Consider the following 15,558-nt stretch of genomic DNA (forward strand, 5'->3'; position numbering starts at 1 on the left):
CGGGTCCTTCGTGCGCACACGTCTCCTTCCGCTCCTCCTCGTCCTGATGGCCGGGGTGCTCCTCGCTCTCGGCTTCCCGCTCGCCGCCAGCCTCGCCGCGGCCGAGCAGCAGCGCGTGGTCGTCGACCGGCTCGACGACGCGGCCCGCTTCGCCGCGCTCGCCCAGTTCGTCAGCGAGTCCGAGCCGGCCGTGGACGAGCGACGCACCACGCTCCGCGGCGAACTCGCCAGCTACCACGACGTCTACGGCATCCGGACCGGCATCTTCTACCGCGACAACCAGGCCATGGCCGCCGCGCCCGCCGACTGGGTCGTCCCGTACGAGGGTGAGGGGCGCCGCGCGTTCAACGAGGCCCTGCTCGGCCGCCGCAGCCACGACCCGCCCCAGGTGTGGCCGTGGCAGTCGCACGCCCGCCTCGCCATCGCCTCGCCGGTCGTACGCGACGGTGACGTCGTCGCCGTCGTGGTGACCGACTCGCCCACCAGGCAGCTGCGCTCGCACATCCTGAGCGGCTGGCTGATCATCGCCGCCGGGGAGTCCGCGGCGATGCTGCTCGCCGTCGGCGCCGCCTTCCGGCTCACCGGCTGGGTGCTGCGGCCGGTCCGCGTCCTGGACGCGGTCACCCACGACATCGCCACCGGCCGCATGAAGTCCCGGGTTGCCGCGGCCGGGGGCCCACCCGAACTGCGCCGTCTGGCCCGCTCGTTCAACGAGATGGCCGACAACGTCGAGGACGTCCTGGAGCAGCAGCGAGCCTTCGTCGCCGACGCCTCGCACCAGTTGCGCAACCCGCTCTCCGCCCTGCTGCTGCGCATCGAACTGCTCGCCCTGGAGCTCCCCGAGGGGAACGAGGAGATCGCCTCCGTCCGTACGGAGGGCAAGCGGCTCGCGCAGGTCCTCGACGACCTGCTGGACCTCGCGCTCGCCGAGCACGCCGCCGCCGACCTCGGCCTCACCGACATCGGCGCGCTCGTGGCCGAGCGGATCGCCGCATGGCGGCCGCTCGCCGACGAGGAGGGTGTACGGCTCCATGGCGAGCGGCGGGCGGTGACGGCGTGGGCCGACCCGGTGGCGCTCTCCAGCGCGCTCGACGCGGTGATCGACAACGCGCTGAAGTTCACGCCGGAGGGGGAGGAGGTCACGGTCTCCGTGGCCTCGGAGGGCGACCTCTGCACGATCGTCGTGGCGGACCGGGGGCCCGGGCTCACCCAGGAGGAGCTCGACCGGGTCGGCGACCGCTTCTGGCGCAGCAACCGCCACCAGAACATCAAGGGCTCGGGGCTCGGCCTGTCGATCTCCCGGGTCCTCCTCGCGGCGGGAGGCGGCTCGATCGCCTACGCGCCGCACGAGCCGCACGGGCTGCGCGTGACGCTCACGGTGCCGAGGACGGGGCCGCAGGGGCGGTGAGGGCGGTGGCGGTGGCGGGGTGACTGTTGGTGCCCCCCCTGATGTCGGGGTGCCCGGGTGCGCGGGTGCCCGGGTGCCCGGCGGGTGCCTGGGGGTGTCCGCGTGGCCGGGTGCCTGGGTGGCCGGGGGCCCTGATGGCTTGGTGCTCTGCTGCCGTACGGGACTGCCGCCCGGCTCCGTCCGGTGTCGCGGGGCCTACGGCTTCACGGAGCGGTAGTAGCGACGGGCGCCCTCGTGGAGGGAGAGGGGTTCCGTGTAGATGGCGGTACGGAGGTCCACCAGCTGGGCCGGGTGGACCTGGCGGCCGATTCCGTCCCGGCTTCTGATCACCGTACGGGTGAAACCCTCGACCAGCGCCGGATCCGCCGCGTCCGTCGTCACCAGCAGGTTCGTCACGGCCAGCGTCGCCACCTCCTGGCCGTCCTGGGCCCGGGCGTAGGCGTCCGCAGGGATCACGGCGGAGCGGTAGTGGCGCGTCGACTCGCCCACGTCGTGGACCTTGTCCACGAGGGCGGCGTCGAGCGGGACCAGCCTCACGGGAAGACGGTCGGAAAGCTCCTGGACGGCCTGGGTGGGGAGACCGCCCGACCAGAAGAACGCGTCCAGCTGCCCGCGCTCCAGCAGGCCGGGCATGGTGTCGATGCCGGCCGAGACCGGCTCGACGCCGGCGCCGGAGGTGAGGCCGCCGGCCGCCAGGACCCGGTCCGCGATGAGCCGGACGCCGGAGCCCTCCTGCCCGACGCCGACCCGCAGCCCGCGCAGATCGGCCACGGACCGCACGGCCGAATCCTTGCGGACGACGAGCTGGACGTAGTCGTCGTAGAGGCGGGCGCAGCCCCGCAGCCGGTCGTGGCCCGGCTTGCGGTCGCGCTGGTACTGAGCCACGGCGTCGGCCGTCGCCACGGTGAAGTCCGCTTCGCCGGAGGCCAGCCGGGCCAGGTTCTGCTGGGAGCCCTCGCTGTTCTTCAGCTGTACCGACACGTCCGGCAGATCGGTGGCGAGGGCCTGGCGCAGTAGTTCGCCGTAGCGCTGGTAGACCCCCGTGGGTACGCCCGTACTGAAGGTGACCCGCCCGCTCGGCGCCGGTGTACCGAACGGAACCAGCCACCAGACCAGCAGGCCGCACACCACCAGAACCGCCGCCGACACCTGGAAAAGGCGGCGGCGGGCGGAACGGGAGTACGAGGCGAGCATGGCGCGATCCTGCCAGCTCGATCCCCACCCTGACCAGGCCGGGCCGGGGTGCTCTCCTTCACGCGCGCGTGGCCTCGTCCCCGGCCCACGCGCGCGTGGGCTGCAACCACGGTCTCCGACCCGGACCGGCCGGACCGGGTGCCGCTGGTCACAGGCCGGTCGCCTGGGCCCGCAGCCAGCCGAGCAGGGCGGCGATCCGCTCGTCCCGCTCCGGCGGCTGTGGGCTGAGCAGGTGGTAGCCGGTGCCGTCCTGGACCAGGCCGAAGGGGGCGACCAGCTGTCCGCTCAGCAGATCGTCGTGGACCAGCGCGTACGGGCCGATGGCCACGCCGATGCCGGCGACGGCCGCCTGCAGTGCCAGATAGAAGTGCTCGAAGGTCTGCTCCCCGGTGGGATCGACGGTTCGCCGGGTGATCCGCTGCCAGTCCGCCCACGCCCGCGGCCGGGTGCTCGTGTGCAGAATCGTCACACCCCTGACCCCGCTCCCGGCGGTGAGCCGCGCCGCGATGTCCGGGCTGCAGACCGGACCGACGCGTTCCAGGAAGAGCGGTGAGCGGGTCACCTCGGCCGGTACGGGGAAGTCGTCGCGGCGCAGGGCGACGTCGAGCGGGTCGCGGTCGAAGGAGACGGGTCCGCCGCCCGCCGACAGGTGCACGGTGAGGCCGGGGACCTGGACGGCGAGGCCCGGCAGGCGCGGAATGAGCCAGCGCATCAAGAGCGTCGGCTCGCAGGACAGCGCGAGCGGGCCGCCGCGCTCGCGGCGCGAGACCTCGCGGGCCGCCACGTCGATCTGGTCGAGGGCGTCGCGGACGGCGGCCGCGAGACGGCGGGCCTGAGGCGTCGGCCGGAGCGAGCGGGTCCCTCGCTCGAAGAGCGTGACACCGAGGGATTTCTCCAGGTTCTGGATCTGTCGGCTGACGGCGCCGTGGGTCACGTGGAGTTCCTGCGCGGCCCGGGTCATGCTCGCGTGCCGCACGGTCGCCTCGAAGGGGAGCAGGGCGTTGAGCGGAGGAAGGTCGGGCCAGCGCATGTGTGAAATCTACTCACAGGTGGGGTGAGAAGGAATCGCTTGTCCAGCGGCTTTCCGAACGCCAGGGTTGACGTCAGTGGCGGCGAACGCGAGAGGACGAGACATGAGGCGACAACCACCGATCGGCCCCGTGACGGGCGTTGCCGTCCTCGCGGACGACCTGACGAGCGCCGGCGACGGCGCGGCGCCCTTCCGCAGGGCCGGACACCGGGCGACGGTCCTGCTGGCCGAGGCCGTCGAGCCGGGGACGGCGGCCCGTGACGGCGTCGTCGCCGTGGACCTCGGCAGCCGGCTGCTCGACGAGGCGTCGGCCGTGGCCCTGGCCGGGCGGTTCGCGGAGGCGTTCGCCGACTCCGAGCTGCTGATCAAGACCGTCGACTCGACGCTCCGGGGCCATGTGGCGGCCGAGATCCGCGCCGCCCACGCCGGTTCGGGACGGCGGGCCGTCGTCGTCGCGCCCGCGTTCCCCGCCGAGGGCAGGACGACCCTCCGGGGGATTCAGCACGTGCACGGCGTACCGGTGCACGAGACGGACTTCGCGCGCGACCCGGCGCACCCCGTGCGGACCGCCGACCTCGCCCGGCTGCTGCCCGACGCGGACATCCTCGAACCGGATTGTTTCGGGAAGTTGCCCGAACGGATCGACGGGGGAGGCGTGTTCGTCTGCTCGGCGGCGACGGACGCCGAGCTCGGCCTTCTGGTGTCCTCCGTGCCGCGGCCCGGCGACGTGCTCTGGGTCGGCTCCCCGGGCCTCGCCGCCGCGCTGGCCGGGCACCACACCCGCACGCCCGCGGCCTTCCCGCTCGAACCGCCCCGAGCACGGCGGCCCTTGATCGTGGTCGGCAGCGCGCATCCGGCGACGCGACGACAGTTGGACCGGCTGCGGACGCGGGTGGACGTGGGCGCGGCCGAGGCGTTCGACGGCCCGGAGGAAGCGCTCGCGGCCCTGCGCGGCTCCTCCGCACCCGTGCTCGCCGTCCACACCCCGGACACCCGCCGTACGGCAGCCGGCTCGCTGGCCGGCGACCTCGCCGCCGTCGTACGGGAGTTGGTGGCGGACGGCCTGGTCGACGGACTCGTGCTCACCGGCGGAGAGACCGCGGTGGCCGCTCTCGAAGCCCTCGGTGGCTCCGGCCTCGACCTGGCCGACGAGCCCGAACCGGGAGTCGCCCGGGGCGTCCTGCTCAGCCCGCCCCAGCTGCCCGTCCTGATCAAAGCCGGCGGCTTCGGCGACGACGGCACACTCGACCGGCTCTGCCGCCTCCTCATGGAGAGCGGGCCGACGTCATGACGCGACCCATCGCCCTCACCATGGGCGACCCGAACGGCATCGGCCCCGAGATCACGGTCAAGGCGTACGCAGACCCACGGCGCCGTCCCCCGGTCGTCGTCATCGGCGACCCCGCCACCCTCGCCCGGGCCTGCCGGATCACGGGCGTCGACCTGACCGTGCGACCGATCGCCTCCCTGGCGGACGCGGCCCACGCCCCCGGAGTCCTCGACGTCCTCGCCGAGGGAACACTTCCCGAAGACCTGCCCCTCGGCACGGTGGACGCCCGCGCCGGAGCCGCCTCGTTCCATTACGTGCGCCGGGGCATCGAGCTGGCGCTCGGCGGTGAGGTACGCGCCCTCACGACGGCACCGATCAACAAAGAAGCGCTCAGGCGTGCCGGGCTGCCCTACCCGGGCCACACGGAGATCCTCGCCGAGCTCTCGGGCACGAGTGACTACGCCATGATGATGGCCAACGACGAACTGCGGATCGTCCTGGTCACCGTCCATCAGTCGCTCCGCACGGCGATCGACTCCCTCACCACCGCGCGCGAGCTGGAGATCATCCGGCTGACGGACCGCACACTCCGGGCCGGCCGGGCCACGGGGCCCTCCGGGGCCCGCCCCCGTATCGCCGTCGCCGCTCTCAATCCGCACGCCGGGGAGAACGGACTGTTCGGGCGCGAGGACCTGGACATCATCGAACCGGCCGTACGGGCCGCGCGGCGGGACGGCATCGACGTCAGCGGCCCCTGGCCCGCCGACACCGTCTTCATGCGCGCCCGCGCGGGCGAGTTCGACGCCGTCGTGGCGCAGTACCACGACCAGGGGCTCATACCGGTCAAGTACCTGGGTCTGGAGCACGGCGTCAACATCACCATCGGCCTGCCGTTCGTGCGCACCAGCGTCGACCACGGCACGGCCTTCGACCTCGCGGGCCGGGGCACCGCCGACCACACCAGCCTCCTCACCGCCCTGCACCACGCCGACGACCTGTCCACCCAGGTCCCCGCGACGCCCGCAGCCTAGGCCGCAGCACCCGCCACCTGGGCCGCAGCGCCCGCGCCCTAGCCTCAGCCACCTGGGCCCCACCGCCCACGCCCTGGGCCGCAGCGCCCACTCTCTTGGCCCCAGCGCCCGCCACCTGGGCCCCGCGCTCACGCCCCAGGCCCCCGCGCCGGGACCCTAGGCCGCCACGGCCGCCACGGCCGCCTCGCCCACCGCGCAGACTCCCGTGCCTACCCCACCACCCGGAGGACCCCCGTGGACTTCATCTTCATGCTCACCCGTGACGACAGAACCGTCACGGACTGCCTCGACGTCCTCGACACCGTCCGGGGCCTCGGCGTCGCCCACCTCGGCTTCAAGGACGTCGGAGTCGAGCCCGCCACTCTCGCCCGGCTCCATCGGGAGATCAAGGACATGGGCGCCACCAGCTACCTCGAAGTGGTGAGCACCACCCGGGACGAGGCGCTCACCTCCGTCCGGCGCGCGATCGACCTCGGCGTCGACCGGCTCATGGGCGGCACCTGGATCGACGACACCCTGGCCCTCGTCGCAGGAACCTCCGTCGAGTACCTCCCCTTCGTGGGTGAACCACGGGGTCACCCCACCCGTCTCGCCGGCGGACCCGACCGGATAGCCGACGACTGCCGCCGGGCGGAGACCGCGGGCTGCGCGGGCGTCGACCTCCTCGCCTACCGGGCCACCGACGCCGACCCGCTCGACCTCGTCCGCGCCGCCCGGGCGGCCACCAGAGGGCATCTGGTCGTGGCCGGAAGCATCACCACGACCGCCCGGATAGCGGCGGTGGCGGCCGCCGGAGCCGACGCCCTCACCATCGGCTCCGCCGCCTTCGACGGGTCGCTGCGCCCCGACGCGGGCACCCTCGCCGCACAGCTCCGCGCGGCCCTCGAAGCCGTCGGCAGCGCCCCCGCGCCCTCACCCCGGCGGCTCGGGACCGGGCAATCCCCGGCACCGCATACCCTTGTTCCATGACCAGCAGCGACCGGAGCCAGGCAGTGGACGTCCAGCGAACCTACGAAGTGCGCACCTACGGGTGCCAGATGAACGTCCACGACTCCGAGCGGCTCTCCGGTCTGCTGGAAGACGCCGGTTACGTCCGCGCACCCGAGGGCTCCGACGGTGACGCCGACGTCGTCGTCTTCAACACCTGCGCGGTCCGCGAGAACGCCGACAACAAGCTCTACGGCAACCTCGGCCGGCTCGCCCCCAGGAAGACGACGCGCCCGGGCATGCAGATCGCCGTCGGCGGCTGCCTCGCCCAGAAGGACCGCGACACCATCGTCAAGAAGGCCCCCTGGGTCGACGTGGTCTTCGGCACGCACAACATCGGCAAGCTGCCGGTCCTCCTGGAGCGCGCCCGCGTCCAGGAAGAGGCTCAGATCGAGATCGCGGAGTCGCTGGAGGCCTTCCCCTCCACGCTGCCGACCCGCCGCGAGTCCGCGTACGCCGCCTGGGTCTCGATCTCCGTCGGCTGCAACAACACCTGCACCTTCTGCATCGTCCCCGCCCTGCGCGGCAAGGAGGAGGACCGCCGGCCCGGCGACATCCTCGCCGAGATCGAGGCCCTGGTGGCCGAGGGCGTCTCGGAGATCACCCTCCTCGGCCAGAACGTCAACGCGTACGGCTCCGACCTGGGCGACCGCGAGGCCTTCTCCAAGCTGCTGCGCGCCTGCGGTGAGATCGAGGGCCTGGAGCGGGTCCGCTTCACCTCGCCGCATCCCCGCGACTTCACGGACGACGTCATCGCCGCGATGGCCGAGACCCCGAACGTGATGCCGCAGCTGCACATGCCGCTGCAGTCCGGCTCGGACACGGTCCTCAGGGCCATGCGCCGCTCCTACCGGCAGGAGCGTTTCCTCGGCATCATCGAGAAGGTGCGCGCGGCCATCCCGCACGCCGCCATCTCCACCGACATCATCGTGGGCTTCCCCGGCGAGACCGAGGAGGACTTCGAGCAGACCATGCACACGGTGCGCGAGGCCCGCTTCGCCAACGCCTTCACCTTCCAGTACTCCAAGCGGCCCGGGACCCCCGCGGCCGAGATGGACGGGCAGATCCCCAAGGAGGTCGTGCAGGCGCGCTACGAGCGTCTCGTCGCCCTCCAGGAGGAGATTTCCTGGGAGGAGAACAAGAAGCAGGTCGGCCGGACGCTGGAGGTCATGGTCGCCGAGGGCGAGGGCCGCAAGGACGGTTCCACCCACCGCCTCTCCGGCCGCGCCCCCGACAACCGGCTCGTCCACTTCACCAAGCCGGACCAGGAGGTCCGCCCGGGCGACGTGGTGACCGTCGAGATCACCTACGCCGCCCCGCACCACCTGCTCGCCGAGGGCCCGACGACGGCGGTACGCCGCACACGCGCCGGCGACGCCTGGGAGAAGCGCACCGCCGCGGCCGCCGAGAAGCCGGCCGGGGTCCTGCTCGGACTGCCCAAGATCGGCGTCCCGGAGCCGCTGCCCGCGGCCTCGGCCCCGGCCTGCGGCAGCCACTGACACACGACGAACGTGGGGGGTTGGGGTGGGGAAGTGGATCGTCGTCGCCCAGCGCGGTGGCAGCGGTGACACGTACGTCTCCGAAGTGATCCGGAGAGTCAGCGGCACACGGGAGGACGCGCAGGAGGCGATGCGCGCCGCCTCCCTCACGTACGGCGAGCCGTGGCGCGAGAAGGCACGTCAGGTGTACCGGTTCCCCAGCGGCGACAGCTGCGTGGTGATCGTCAGAGGCATGGTGTCCGAGAGACAGACGGTCCTGAGCATCGCCGAACTGGTCCACGACTCGGCCGACGTGGACGAGACGGCGGCGGCCGAGCCGCAGGACGCCGTGCCGCCCGTGGAGGGGAGATCGCCGCAGTAGGCTGCGGATCATGCTTGTCGCCGCAGCCGTCTGTCCCTGTCCGCCCCTGCTCGTGCCCGACGTGGCGGCGGGCGCCGCCGGTGAACTCGATCAAGCCCGGACGGCCTGCGTCGACGCCGTCGGGCTCCTCGCCGCGTCCCGGCCCGACCGGCTCTACGTCGTCGGCCCCGCCGACGAGGGAGAGCGCGGTACGTTCCCCGGCGGTTCGACCGGCGGCTTCGCGGGGTTCGGCGTCGATCTCTCCGTACGGCTCGGTGCAGGGCCGGCAGGGGAGCGACCGCTGCCCGCCTCTCTCGCCGTCGCCGCCTGGCTGCTCCAGCGCGCCGACTGGGCCGACGCGCCCGTGGAAGGCCTCGGGGTCGGCCGGCCGCTGGACGCCGTTCGCTGCGTCTCCACGGGCCGTGAGCTGGCCGCCACGGCCGACCGCGTGGCGCTCCTCGTGATGGGTGACGGCAGCGCCTGCCGCACGCTCAAGGCCCCCGGCTACCTGGACGAGCGGGCCGCCGCCTTCGACGCGGAGGCCGCACGCGCGCTCGGCGCGGCGGACCTGGACGCCCTGCTCGCGCTCGACGAGAACCTCGCGTACGAGCTGAAGGCGGCGGGCTGGGCCCCGTGGCAGGTCCTCGCGGGCGCGGCCCAGGGCGCGGGCCTCGACGGCAGGCTGCTCTACGAGGACGCCCCGTACGGCGTCGGCTACTTCGTGGCGGCCTGGTCGTAACAGCACCACGGTACGGGCGTACCGGCACCGCGCCGCCCCACGAACGACCGACGGCGGACGGCCGCGGAGCGCGATGCCCCGCGGCCGTCCGCCGTGCGGGAGGAACCCTCGGGCGCGCCGAACGTCAGATTGCCGGTGGCGGCGTCGGCCCACCCTCGCCGGGGGCCTTCGTGCCGGCGTCGTCCCTGTCGGCGACCCGGTCGAGGGCGTTCGCGGCCCTGCCGATGCCCGATCGATCCTGGCGCTGTACGTGCCCCTGATGGCCTTGAGTGAGTCCAGCGGTCCCATGGGCCACCGTCCTCCGGTGGAGCCGCGTGGCCTGTCCTGTCGCCAGGGCCCCGTTACTTGCGGGCGCTCTCGCCGGCCTCGTTGTCCGCGGCCTCGTCCGCCGACTGCTGCTTCGGGATCTCCACGACCTCGACCGCCTCCGCCACGGGGGCCTCCTCGTCCGCCTCAGCCCCCTCGGCCGGCTCCGGCGACGAGCCGCTCGCGGGGCGGTCCGCGGTCTCGGTCTCGGTGGCCTCTCCGCTCGGCGTGCCGGCCTCCGTCTCCTCCGACGCGTCCGTCACGGCGACAGCCTGGGCCTCCTCCGTCGACGCCTCGGCAGCTTCCTTGCCCTTCCGCCGAAACATTGCAAAAACGCCCATTTCAACTCCATAGCGTACTCGTGTGGGAAAAGCCCCGCGGCGCCCGGAGCGCCCTGTTGCGCCACCCGGCGCGGCCGGTACGGAAACCGGCGGTCGGAACCTCGCAACTGGCAACGAACCCGGTGGCGGACCGTCACGTCGCTCATTCGGGGACCTGCTGGGAGGTTTGCGAGACTGTGACGGTGAGAAGTGCAGCTCCCGCCCCGCGGGTCATCGCCGTCGTCGGTCCCACAGCGGCCGGAAAGTCCGATCTGGGCGTGTTCCTCGCCCAGCAACTGGGCGGCGAGGTCGTCAACGCAGACTCGATGCAGCTCTACCGAGGGATGGACATCGGTACCGCCAAGCTGACGCTCGATGAGCGCGGCGGCATCCCGCACCACCTCCTCGACATCTGGGACGTGACGGAGGCCGCCAGCGTCGCCGAGTACCAGCGCCTCGCCCGCGCCGAGATCGACCGGCTGCTGGCCGAGGGGCGCACCCCGGTCCTGGTCGGCGGCTCCGGCCTCTACGTACGGGGCGCCATCGACTCCCTCGAGTTCCCGGGCACGGACCCGGAGGTACGGGCCCGTCTGGAGGCCGAGCTGGAGGAGCGCGGCTCCGGAGTGCTGCACGCCCGCCTCGCGGCGGCGGACCCGGCCGCCGGGCGCGCGATCCTGCCCAGCAACGGCCGGCGCATCGTCCGCGCCCTGGAGGTGATCGAGATCACCGGCAAGCCGTTCACCGCCAACCTGCCCGGGCCGGACCCGGTCTACGACACCGTGCAGATCGGCGTCGACGTGGCGCGCCCCGAGCTCGACGAACGGATCACCGCGCGCGTGGACCGGATGTGGGAGGCCGGACTCGTCGACGAGGTGCGCACCCTGGAGGCGCGGGGACTGCGGGAGGGGCGCACGGCCGCCCGCGCGCTCGGCTACCAGCAGGTGCTCACGGCGCTCGCGGGGGAGTGCACCGAGGACGACGCGCGGGCCGAGACCGTACGCGCCACCAAGCGCTTCGCGCGCCGTCAGGACTCGTGGTTCCGGCGCGACCCACGGGTCCACTGGATGAGCGGTGCGGCGGAGGACCGCGGGGAACTCCCGCGACAGGCGCTGACGTTGGTCGAACGAGCGGTCACAGCCTGATCACGTGATGGCATCGGGACGCCACGGCCGTCATTCCGGGGGTCTGTGGCGTGCCATCATCGAGCATCGATCGACCAAGTGGAGTCCGAGTGGGAGGGCGCGTGGCGATGGAGGCCGGCCCTCGTGACACAGAGCAGCAGGACGCGGTCCCGGGCGAAGCCCCGGGGGACGCGCCAGGCTTGAGCCCGGACGGACCCGACGACGCCGAAGGCTCGTCCGTCGAGGTCGACGCCGACGAGGTGGAGGTCGAGCTGCGGCCGCAGCGCAGGCTGCGGATCTGGCAGCTCGCGCCCATCGTGGGCCTCGCCGCCGTCGGGTCGCTGATGTTCGCCTTCCCCCTCGCTTTCGGCTCCGGCGACGGTGGTGCCGTCGTCGCCATGCTCGGCCTGCTGATCAGCTCCTGCGCCGCAGGCTGGGGCATGATGGCGGCCCGCAGGGTCGGCTCCGCCTGGCCGGGCCTCCCGGCCCGCGGCTCCGGCGAGCGGCCGGACTGGCGCGTGATAGCCCTGTACGTGTTCTTCAGCGCGCTGCTGGTCGCCCTGGCGGTCTGGCGTGTGGCCCGCCTGCGCTGAGCTTTACCGGCCCGCGCTGAGCTTTACCGGCCCGCGCTGACCGTCTGCCCGCCTGCGCTGACCCCTGCCCGCCTGGGCTGACCGTCTGCCCGCCTGCGCTGATCCCCTGTCCGCCTGGGCTGAGCCCTGCCGGTCCGCGCTGCCCCCCTGTCCGTCCGGGCTGAGTCCCGCCGACCTGCGTGGCCGCCCGGGGGCTGGATCGCCCCGCCCGAGGGGTGGGCCTTCGAGCGGCTGTCGGACCCGGCCCGTACAGTTGATCCGTGACCACCACGCAGACCTCGCCACTCGCATTCCTCAAGGGCCACGGGACCGAGAACGACTTCGTGATCGTCCCCGACCCCGACAACGCCGTCGAGCTGCCCGCGGCCGTCGTCGCGCGCCTGTGCGACCGCCGGGCCGGTATCGGTGGCGACGGCGTGCTGCACGTGGTGCGCAGCGAGGCCCACCCCGAGGCCCGCGCGATGGCCGGCGAGGCCGAGTGGTTCATGGACTACCGCAACGCCGACGGCTCGGTCGCCGAGATGTGCGGCAACGGCGTCCGCGTCTTCGCCCGCTATCTGGAGCACGCCGGGCACATCACGGCCGGCCAGGTCGCCGTCGCCACCCGAGGCGGCGTCAAGCGGGTCCACCTGGACAAGGACGGCTCCGTCACCGTCTCCATGGGCCGCGCCCGGCTCCCCGAGGACGGTGTCACGGTCAGCGTCGACGGCCGCAGCTGGCCCGCCCGCAACGTGAACATGGGCAACCCGCACGCGGTCGCCTTCGTCGAGTCCCTCGACCACGCGGGCACGCTGTTCACCGAGCCCCCGTACGCTCCCTCCGAGGTCTTCCCGGACGGCGTGAACATCGAGTTCGTCGCCGACCGCGGCCCCCGGCACGTGGCCATGCGCGTGCACGAGCGCGGCGCCTCCGAGACCCGCTCCTGCGGTACGGGCGCGTGCGCCGTCGCCGTCGCCACCGCCCGCCGGGACGGCGTCGACCCCGCCGAGAGCGGGACGCCCGTCACGTACACCGTGGACGTCCTCGGCGGCACGCTGACGATCACCGAGCACCCCGACGGAGAGCTCGACATGACCGGCCCGGCCGTCATCGTCGCGGAGGGCACGATCGACCCGTCCTGGCTCGCGGACGCCTGAGCCCGCCTGCCGAGCGGCCTGCTGCCGGACCGCCTTCTGCCCGACCGCCTGCTGCCCCGACGGCCTGCCGCCCGGCCCCGTGTCGACGACCCGTGTCGACGACCCGCGTCGACGACCCGCGTCGACCACCCGCGTCGACCACCCGCGTCGACCACCCGCGTCGACAAGGCCGGACGAACGCAGTGGTGAGCACCGAAAGCGCGTGACGGACACAATCGAAACTGTCAACGACTGACCGTTCGCTCGAATGGGTGATCCGCTTCACGCTGGGCGAGAGCGGGACTGCGCCGCGTGGTGGGGTCGGTAGCATCAAGCACCGGCCCCGCGGGCACGCCTTGCCCGTCCACCGCCGGTCGACGCCGCCGGAGGTGCCCCATGAGTGCAGAGGCCACCAACCCCCTGAGCGCAGCGGAGGCCACCGGCCCCGACGCTCCCAGCCGCAGGCGCGCCCGTCCGAGGATCGACCTCCGCAGGCTGGGCCGTGCCGCACTGCTCGGTCCCACCACCAGAGGCAGGCTGCCGGACGCCATCGGGCACGTCGCGGAGGCCCACCGCGCGCACCACCCCGACGCCGACCTGGCCGTGCTGCGCCGCGCGTACGTGCTGGCCGAGTCCTCGCACCGGGGGCAGTTCCGCAAGAGCGGTGAGCCGTACATCACCCACCCCCTCGCGGTCACCCTCATCCTCGCCGAACTCGGCGCCGAGACCACGACGTTGACCGCCGCCCTCCTCCACGACACCGTCGAGGACACCGAGGTGACGCTCGATCAGGTACGGCGGGAGTTCGGCGCGGAGGTCGCCTACCTGGTCGACGGCGTGACCAAGCTGGAGAAGGTCGACTACGGCGCCGCCGCCGAACCCGAGACCTTCCGCAAGATGCTCGTCGCCACCGGCGACGACGTGCGCGTCATGTCGATCAAACTCGCCGACCGGCTCCACAACATGCGCACCCTCGGCGTGATGCGGCTGGAGAAACAGGTCCGGATCGCCAAGGTCACCCGGGACGTCCTGATCCCGCTGGCCGAACGGCTCGGCGTCCAGGCCCTCAAGACCGAGCTGGAAGACCTCGTCTTCGCGATCCTCCACCCCGAGGAGTACGAGCGGACCCGCGCCCTCATCGCCGACAACACCGGCGCGGGCGACGCGCTGGCCGCCATCGCCGAGAGCGTCTCCGCCGTCCTGCGCGAGGCCGGTATCGCCGCCGAGGTCCTCGTCCGGCCGCGGCACTTCGTCTCCGTCCACCGCGTCCACCTCAAACGCGGCGACCTGCGCGGCAGCGACTTCGGACGGCTCCTCGTCCTGGTCGCCGAGGACGCCGACTGTTACGCCGTCCTGGGTGAACTCCACACCTGTTTCACCCCGGTGATCTCCGAGTTCAAGGACTTCATCGCGGCGCCCAAGTTCAATCTGTACCAGTCGCTGCACACCGCCGTCGCCGCCCCCGACGGCGCCGTCGCCGAAGTCCTCATCCGTACGCACCAGATGCACAAGGTCGCCGAGGCTGGCGTCGTCGCGCTGGGCAATCCCTACACGCCGCCTGCGAGCGGCGACGGCGTCGACACCCTCGAGGAGGGCGAGCGCGCCGACCCCACCCGGCCCGGCTGGCTCTCCCGGCTCCTCGACTGGCAGCAGTCGACCCCCGACCCCGACACCTTCTGGACCTCGCTGCGCGCCGACCTCGCCGAGGACCAGGAGATCACCGTCTTCCGCGCCGACGGCGGGGCCCCCGGCCAGCTCAGCCTGCCCGCCGGGGCGAGCTGCGTGGACGCCGCCTACGCCCAGCACGGCGCCGCGGCCCACAGATGTCTCGGCGCCCGCGTCAACGGCCGTCTGGCGACGCTCAGTACGGTCCTGAACGACGGCGACACCGTCCAACTGCTCCTCGCCCAGGACACCACCTCCGGCCCGTCCCCCGAGTGGCTGGAGCACGCCCGTACGCCCGCCGCGCGGATCGCGATCACCGCCTGGCTCGAGGCGCACCCGGAGACCGCGGGGGCGCCGGAGGCCGACCCCAGGCCCCCCGTCTCCGTCCTGGCCGACCGGCGCTCGGGAACCAAGCTCCACGCCGACCTGCCCGGCGCCCGCGCCACGGCCGTACGCCCGGCCGGCTGCTGCACACCCGTACCCCCCGACGAGATCACCGGCTTCCAGGTGCGGGGCGGCGCCGTCACCGTCCACCGCAGCGGTTGCGCGTCCGTCGAGACGATGCGGAGCCTCGGGCGTGCGCCTGTCACGGTCCACTGGGGCGAGACCGCCGAGTGCCGCGTCACGCTCGTCGCCGAGGCCTTCGGCAGGCCCCGCCTCCTCGCCGACCTCACCGAGGCCATCGCCGCCGCCGGCGTCGCCGTCGTCTCGGCGACCGTCGAGCCCCCGAACGAGCAGCGGGTCCGTCACACGTACACCCTGCAACTCCCGGACGCGACCGGACTGCCCGCCCTCATGCGCGCCATGCGCGACGTGGCCGGGGTGTACGACGTCGGCCGCGCCCAGCACCCCGCCACCCCGGAAGGCTGACGCCCCAGCCCCCCCGCAAGCCCCGCGCGCCCGCCCGCCCCGTACACCTCGTCCGGCGTCGCGGACGTTC

The 15,558-nt window shown here is 73.3% G+C and carries 14 protein-coding genes; 11 read left to right on the forward strand and 3 right to left on the reverse strand.

The features are described from left to right. The first annotated feature begins 10 nt into the window (after positions 1-10). The gene (locus ACIPPS_RS30475; RefSeq protein ID WP_401438712.1) at positions 11-1,408 is read left to right on the forward strand and encodes an ATP-binding protein; all 1,398 of its coding nucleotides are present in this window, start codon (positions 11-13) and stop codon (positions 1,406-1,408) included. A 195-nt stretch (positions 1,409-1,603) separates the two neighbouring features. Here ACIPPS_RS30475 and ACIPPS_RS30480 read toward each other — a convergent pair whose 3' ends face one another. Next, entirely contained in the window at positions 1,604-2,602 is a 999-nt protein-coding gene (locus ACIPPS_RS30480; RefSeq protein ID WP_401438715.1) for a TAXI family TRAP transporter solute-binding subunit, read from the reverse strand. A gap of 148 nt (positions 2,603-2,750) precedes the next feature. Beyond that, positions 2,751-3,632 carry a LysR substrate-binding domain-containing protein gene (locus ACIPPS_RS30485; RefSeq protein ID WP_401438718.1) on the reverse strand — a complete coding sequence of 294 codons (882 nt, stop codon included), beginning with the start codon at positions 3,630-3,632 and terminating at the stop codon, positions 2,751-2,753. A 103-nt stretch (positions 3,633-3,735) separates the two neighbouring features. On the opposite strand from ACIPPS_RS30485, the gene ACIPPS_RS30490 reads away from it, so the two are divergent. From ACIPPS_RS30490 to ACIPPS_RS30515, 6 genes are all read left to right on the forward strand, one after another. Next, positions 3,736-4,923: a four-carbon acid sugar kinase family protein gene (locus ACIPPS_RS30490; RefSeq protein ID WP_401438719.1), complete on the forward strand. Its 1,188-nt coding sequence runs from the start codon at positions 3,736-3,738 to the stop codon at positions 4,921-4,923. After that, positions 4,920-5,933 (forward strand): 4-hydroxythreonine-4-phosphate dehydrogenase PdxA, encoded by a 1,014-nt coding sequence (gene pdxA, locus ACIPPS_RS30495; protein WP_401438722.1) that lies wholly within the window; start codon positions 4,920-4,922, stop codon positions 5,931-5,933. The genes ACIPPS_RS30490 and pdxA overlap by 4 nt, the downstream gene beginning before the upstream one ends. A gap of 234 nt (positions 5,934-6,167) precedes the next feature. Next, a complete protein-coding gene (locus ACIPPS_RS30500) occupies positions 6,168-6,902 on the forward strand; it encodes a hypothetical protein (protein ID WP_401438725.1) in 735 nt (244 codons plus the stop codon). Beyond that, positions 6,899-8,419, forward strand: coding sequence for a tRNA (N6-isopentenyl adenosine(37)-C2)-methylthiotransferase MiaB (miaB, locus tag ACIPPS_RS30505; RefSeq protein ID WP_401438727.1), 1,521 nt, complete (start codon positions 6,899-6,901; stop codon positions 8,417-8,419). Before ACIPPS_RS30500 ends, miaB begins: the two co-directional genes overlap by 4 nt. Before the next feature lie 25 nt (positions 8,420-8,444). After that, the gene (locus ACIPPS_RS30510; RefSeq protein WP_401438730.1) at positions 8,445-8,780 is read left to right on the forward strand and encodes a hypothetical protein; all 336 of its coding nucleotides are present in this window, start codon (positions 8,445-8,447) and stop codon (positions 8,778-8,780) included. Positions 8,781-8,790: 10 nt separating this feature from the next. After that, complete coding sequence (locus tag ACIPPS_RS30515; RefSeq protein WP_401438732.1) at positions 8,791-9,498, forward strand: class III extradiol dioxygenase subunit B-like domain-containing protein; 708 nt, start codon at positions 8,791-8,793, stop codon at positions 9,496-9,498. A 341-nt stretch (positions 9,499-9,839) separates the two neighbouring features. On the opposite strand, the gene ACIPPS_RS30520 is transcribed toward ACIPPS_RS30515, so the two are convergent. Next, positions 9,840-10,145 carry a hypothetical protein gene (locus ACIPPS_RS30520; RefSeq protein WP_401438735.1) on the reverse strand — a complete coding sequence of 102 codons (306 nt, stop codon included), beginning with the start codon at positions 10,143-10,145 and terminating at the stop codon, positions 9,840-9,842. A 182-nt stretch (positions 10,146-10,327) separates the two neighbouring features. On the opposite strand from ACIPPS_RS30520, the gene miaA reads away from it, so the two are divergent. The 4 genes from miaA (at position 10,328) to ACIPPS_RS30540 (ending at position 15,488) form a co-directional block, all read left to right on the forward strand. Further along, complete coding sequence (gene miaA, locus ACIPPS_RS30525; RefSeq protein WP_401438737.1) at positions 10,328-11,266, forward strand: tRNA (adenosine(37)-N6)-dimethylallyltransferase MiaA; 939 nt, start codon at positions 10,328-10,330, stop codon at positions 11,264-11,266. Positions 11,267-11,373: 107 nt separating this feature from the next. Next, on the forward strand, positions 11,374-11,838 hold the full coding sequence (locus ACIPPS_RS30530; RefSeq protein WP_401438970.1) for a hypothetical protein: 465 nt from the start codon (positions 11,374-11,376) through the stop codon (positions 11,836-11,838). A gap of 260 nt (positions 11,839-12,098) precedes the next feature. Then, the gene (dapF, locus tag ACIPPS_RS30535; protein WP_401438740.1) at positions 12,099-12,974 is read left to right on the forward strand and encodes a diaminopimelate epimerase; all 876 of its coding nucleotides are present in this window, start codon (positions 12,099-12,101) and stop codon (positions 12,972-12,974) included. A 375-nt stretch (positions 12,975-13,349) separates the two neighbouring features. Beyond that, positions 13,350-15,488, forward strand: a complete 2,139-nt coding sequence (locus ACIPPS_RS30540) for a RelA/SpoT family protein (RefSeq protein ID WP_401438743.1) — start codon at positions 13,350-13,352, stop codon at positions 15,486-15,488. Positions 15,489-15,558: the final 70 nt, after the last annotated feature.

It is taken from the genome of Streptomyces sp. NPDC090127 (genome assembly GCF_044746945.1).
Classification (GTDB): domain Bacteria; phylum Actinomycetota; class Actinomycetes; order Streptomycetales; family Streptomycetaceae; genus Streptomyces.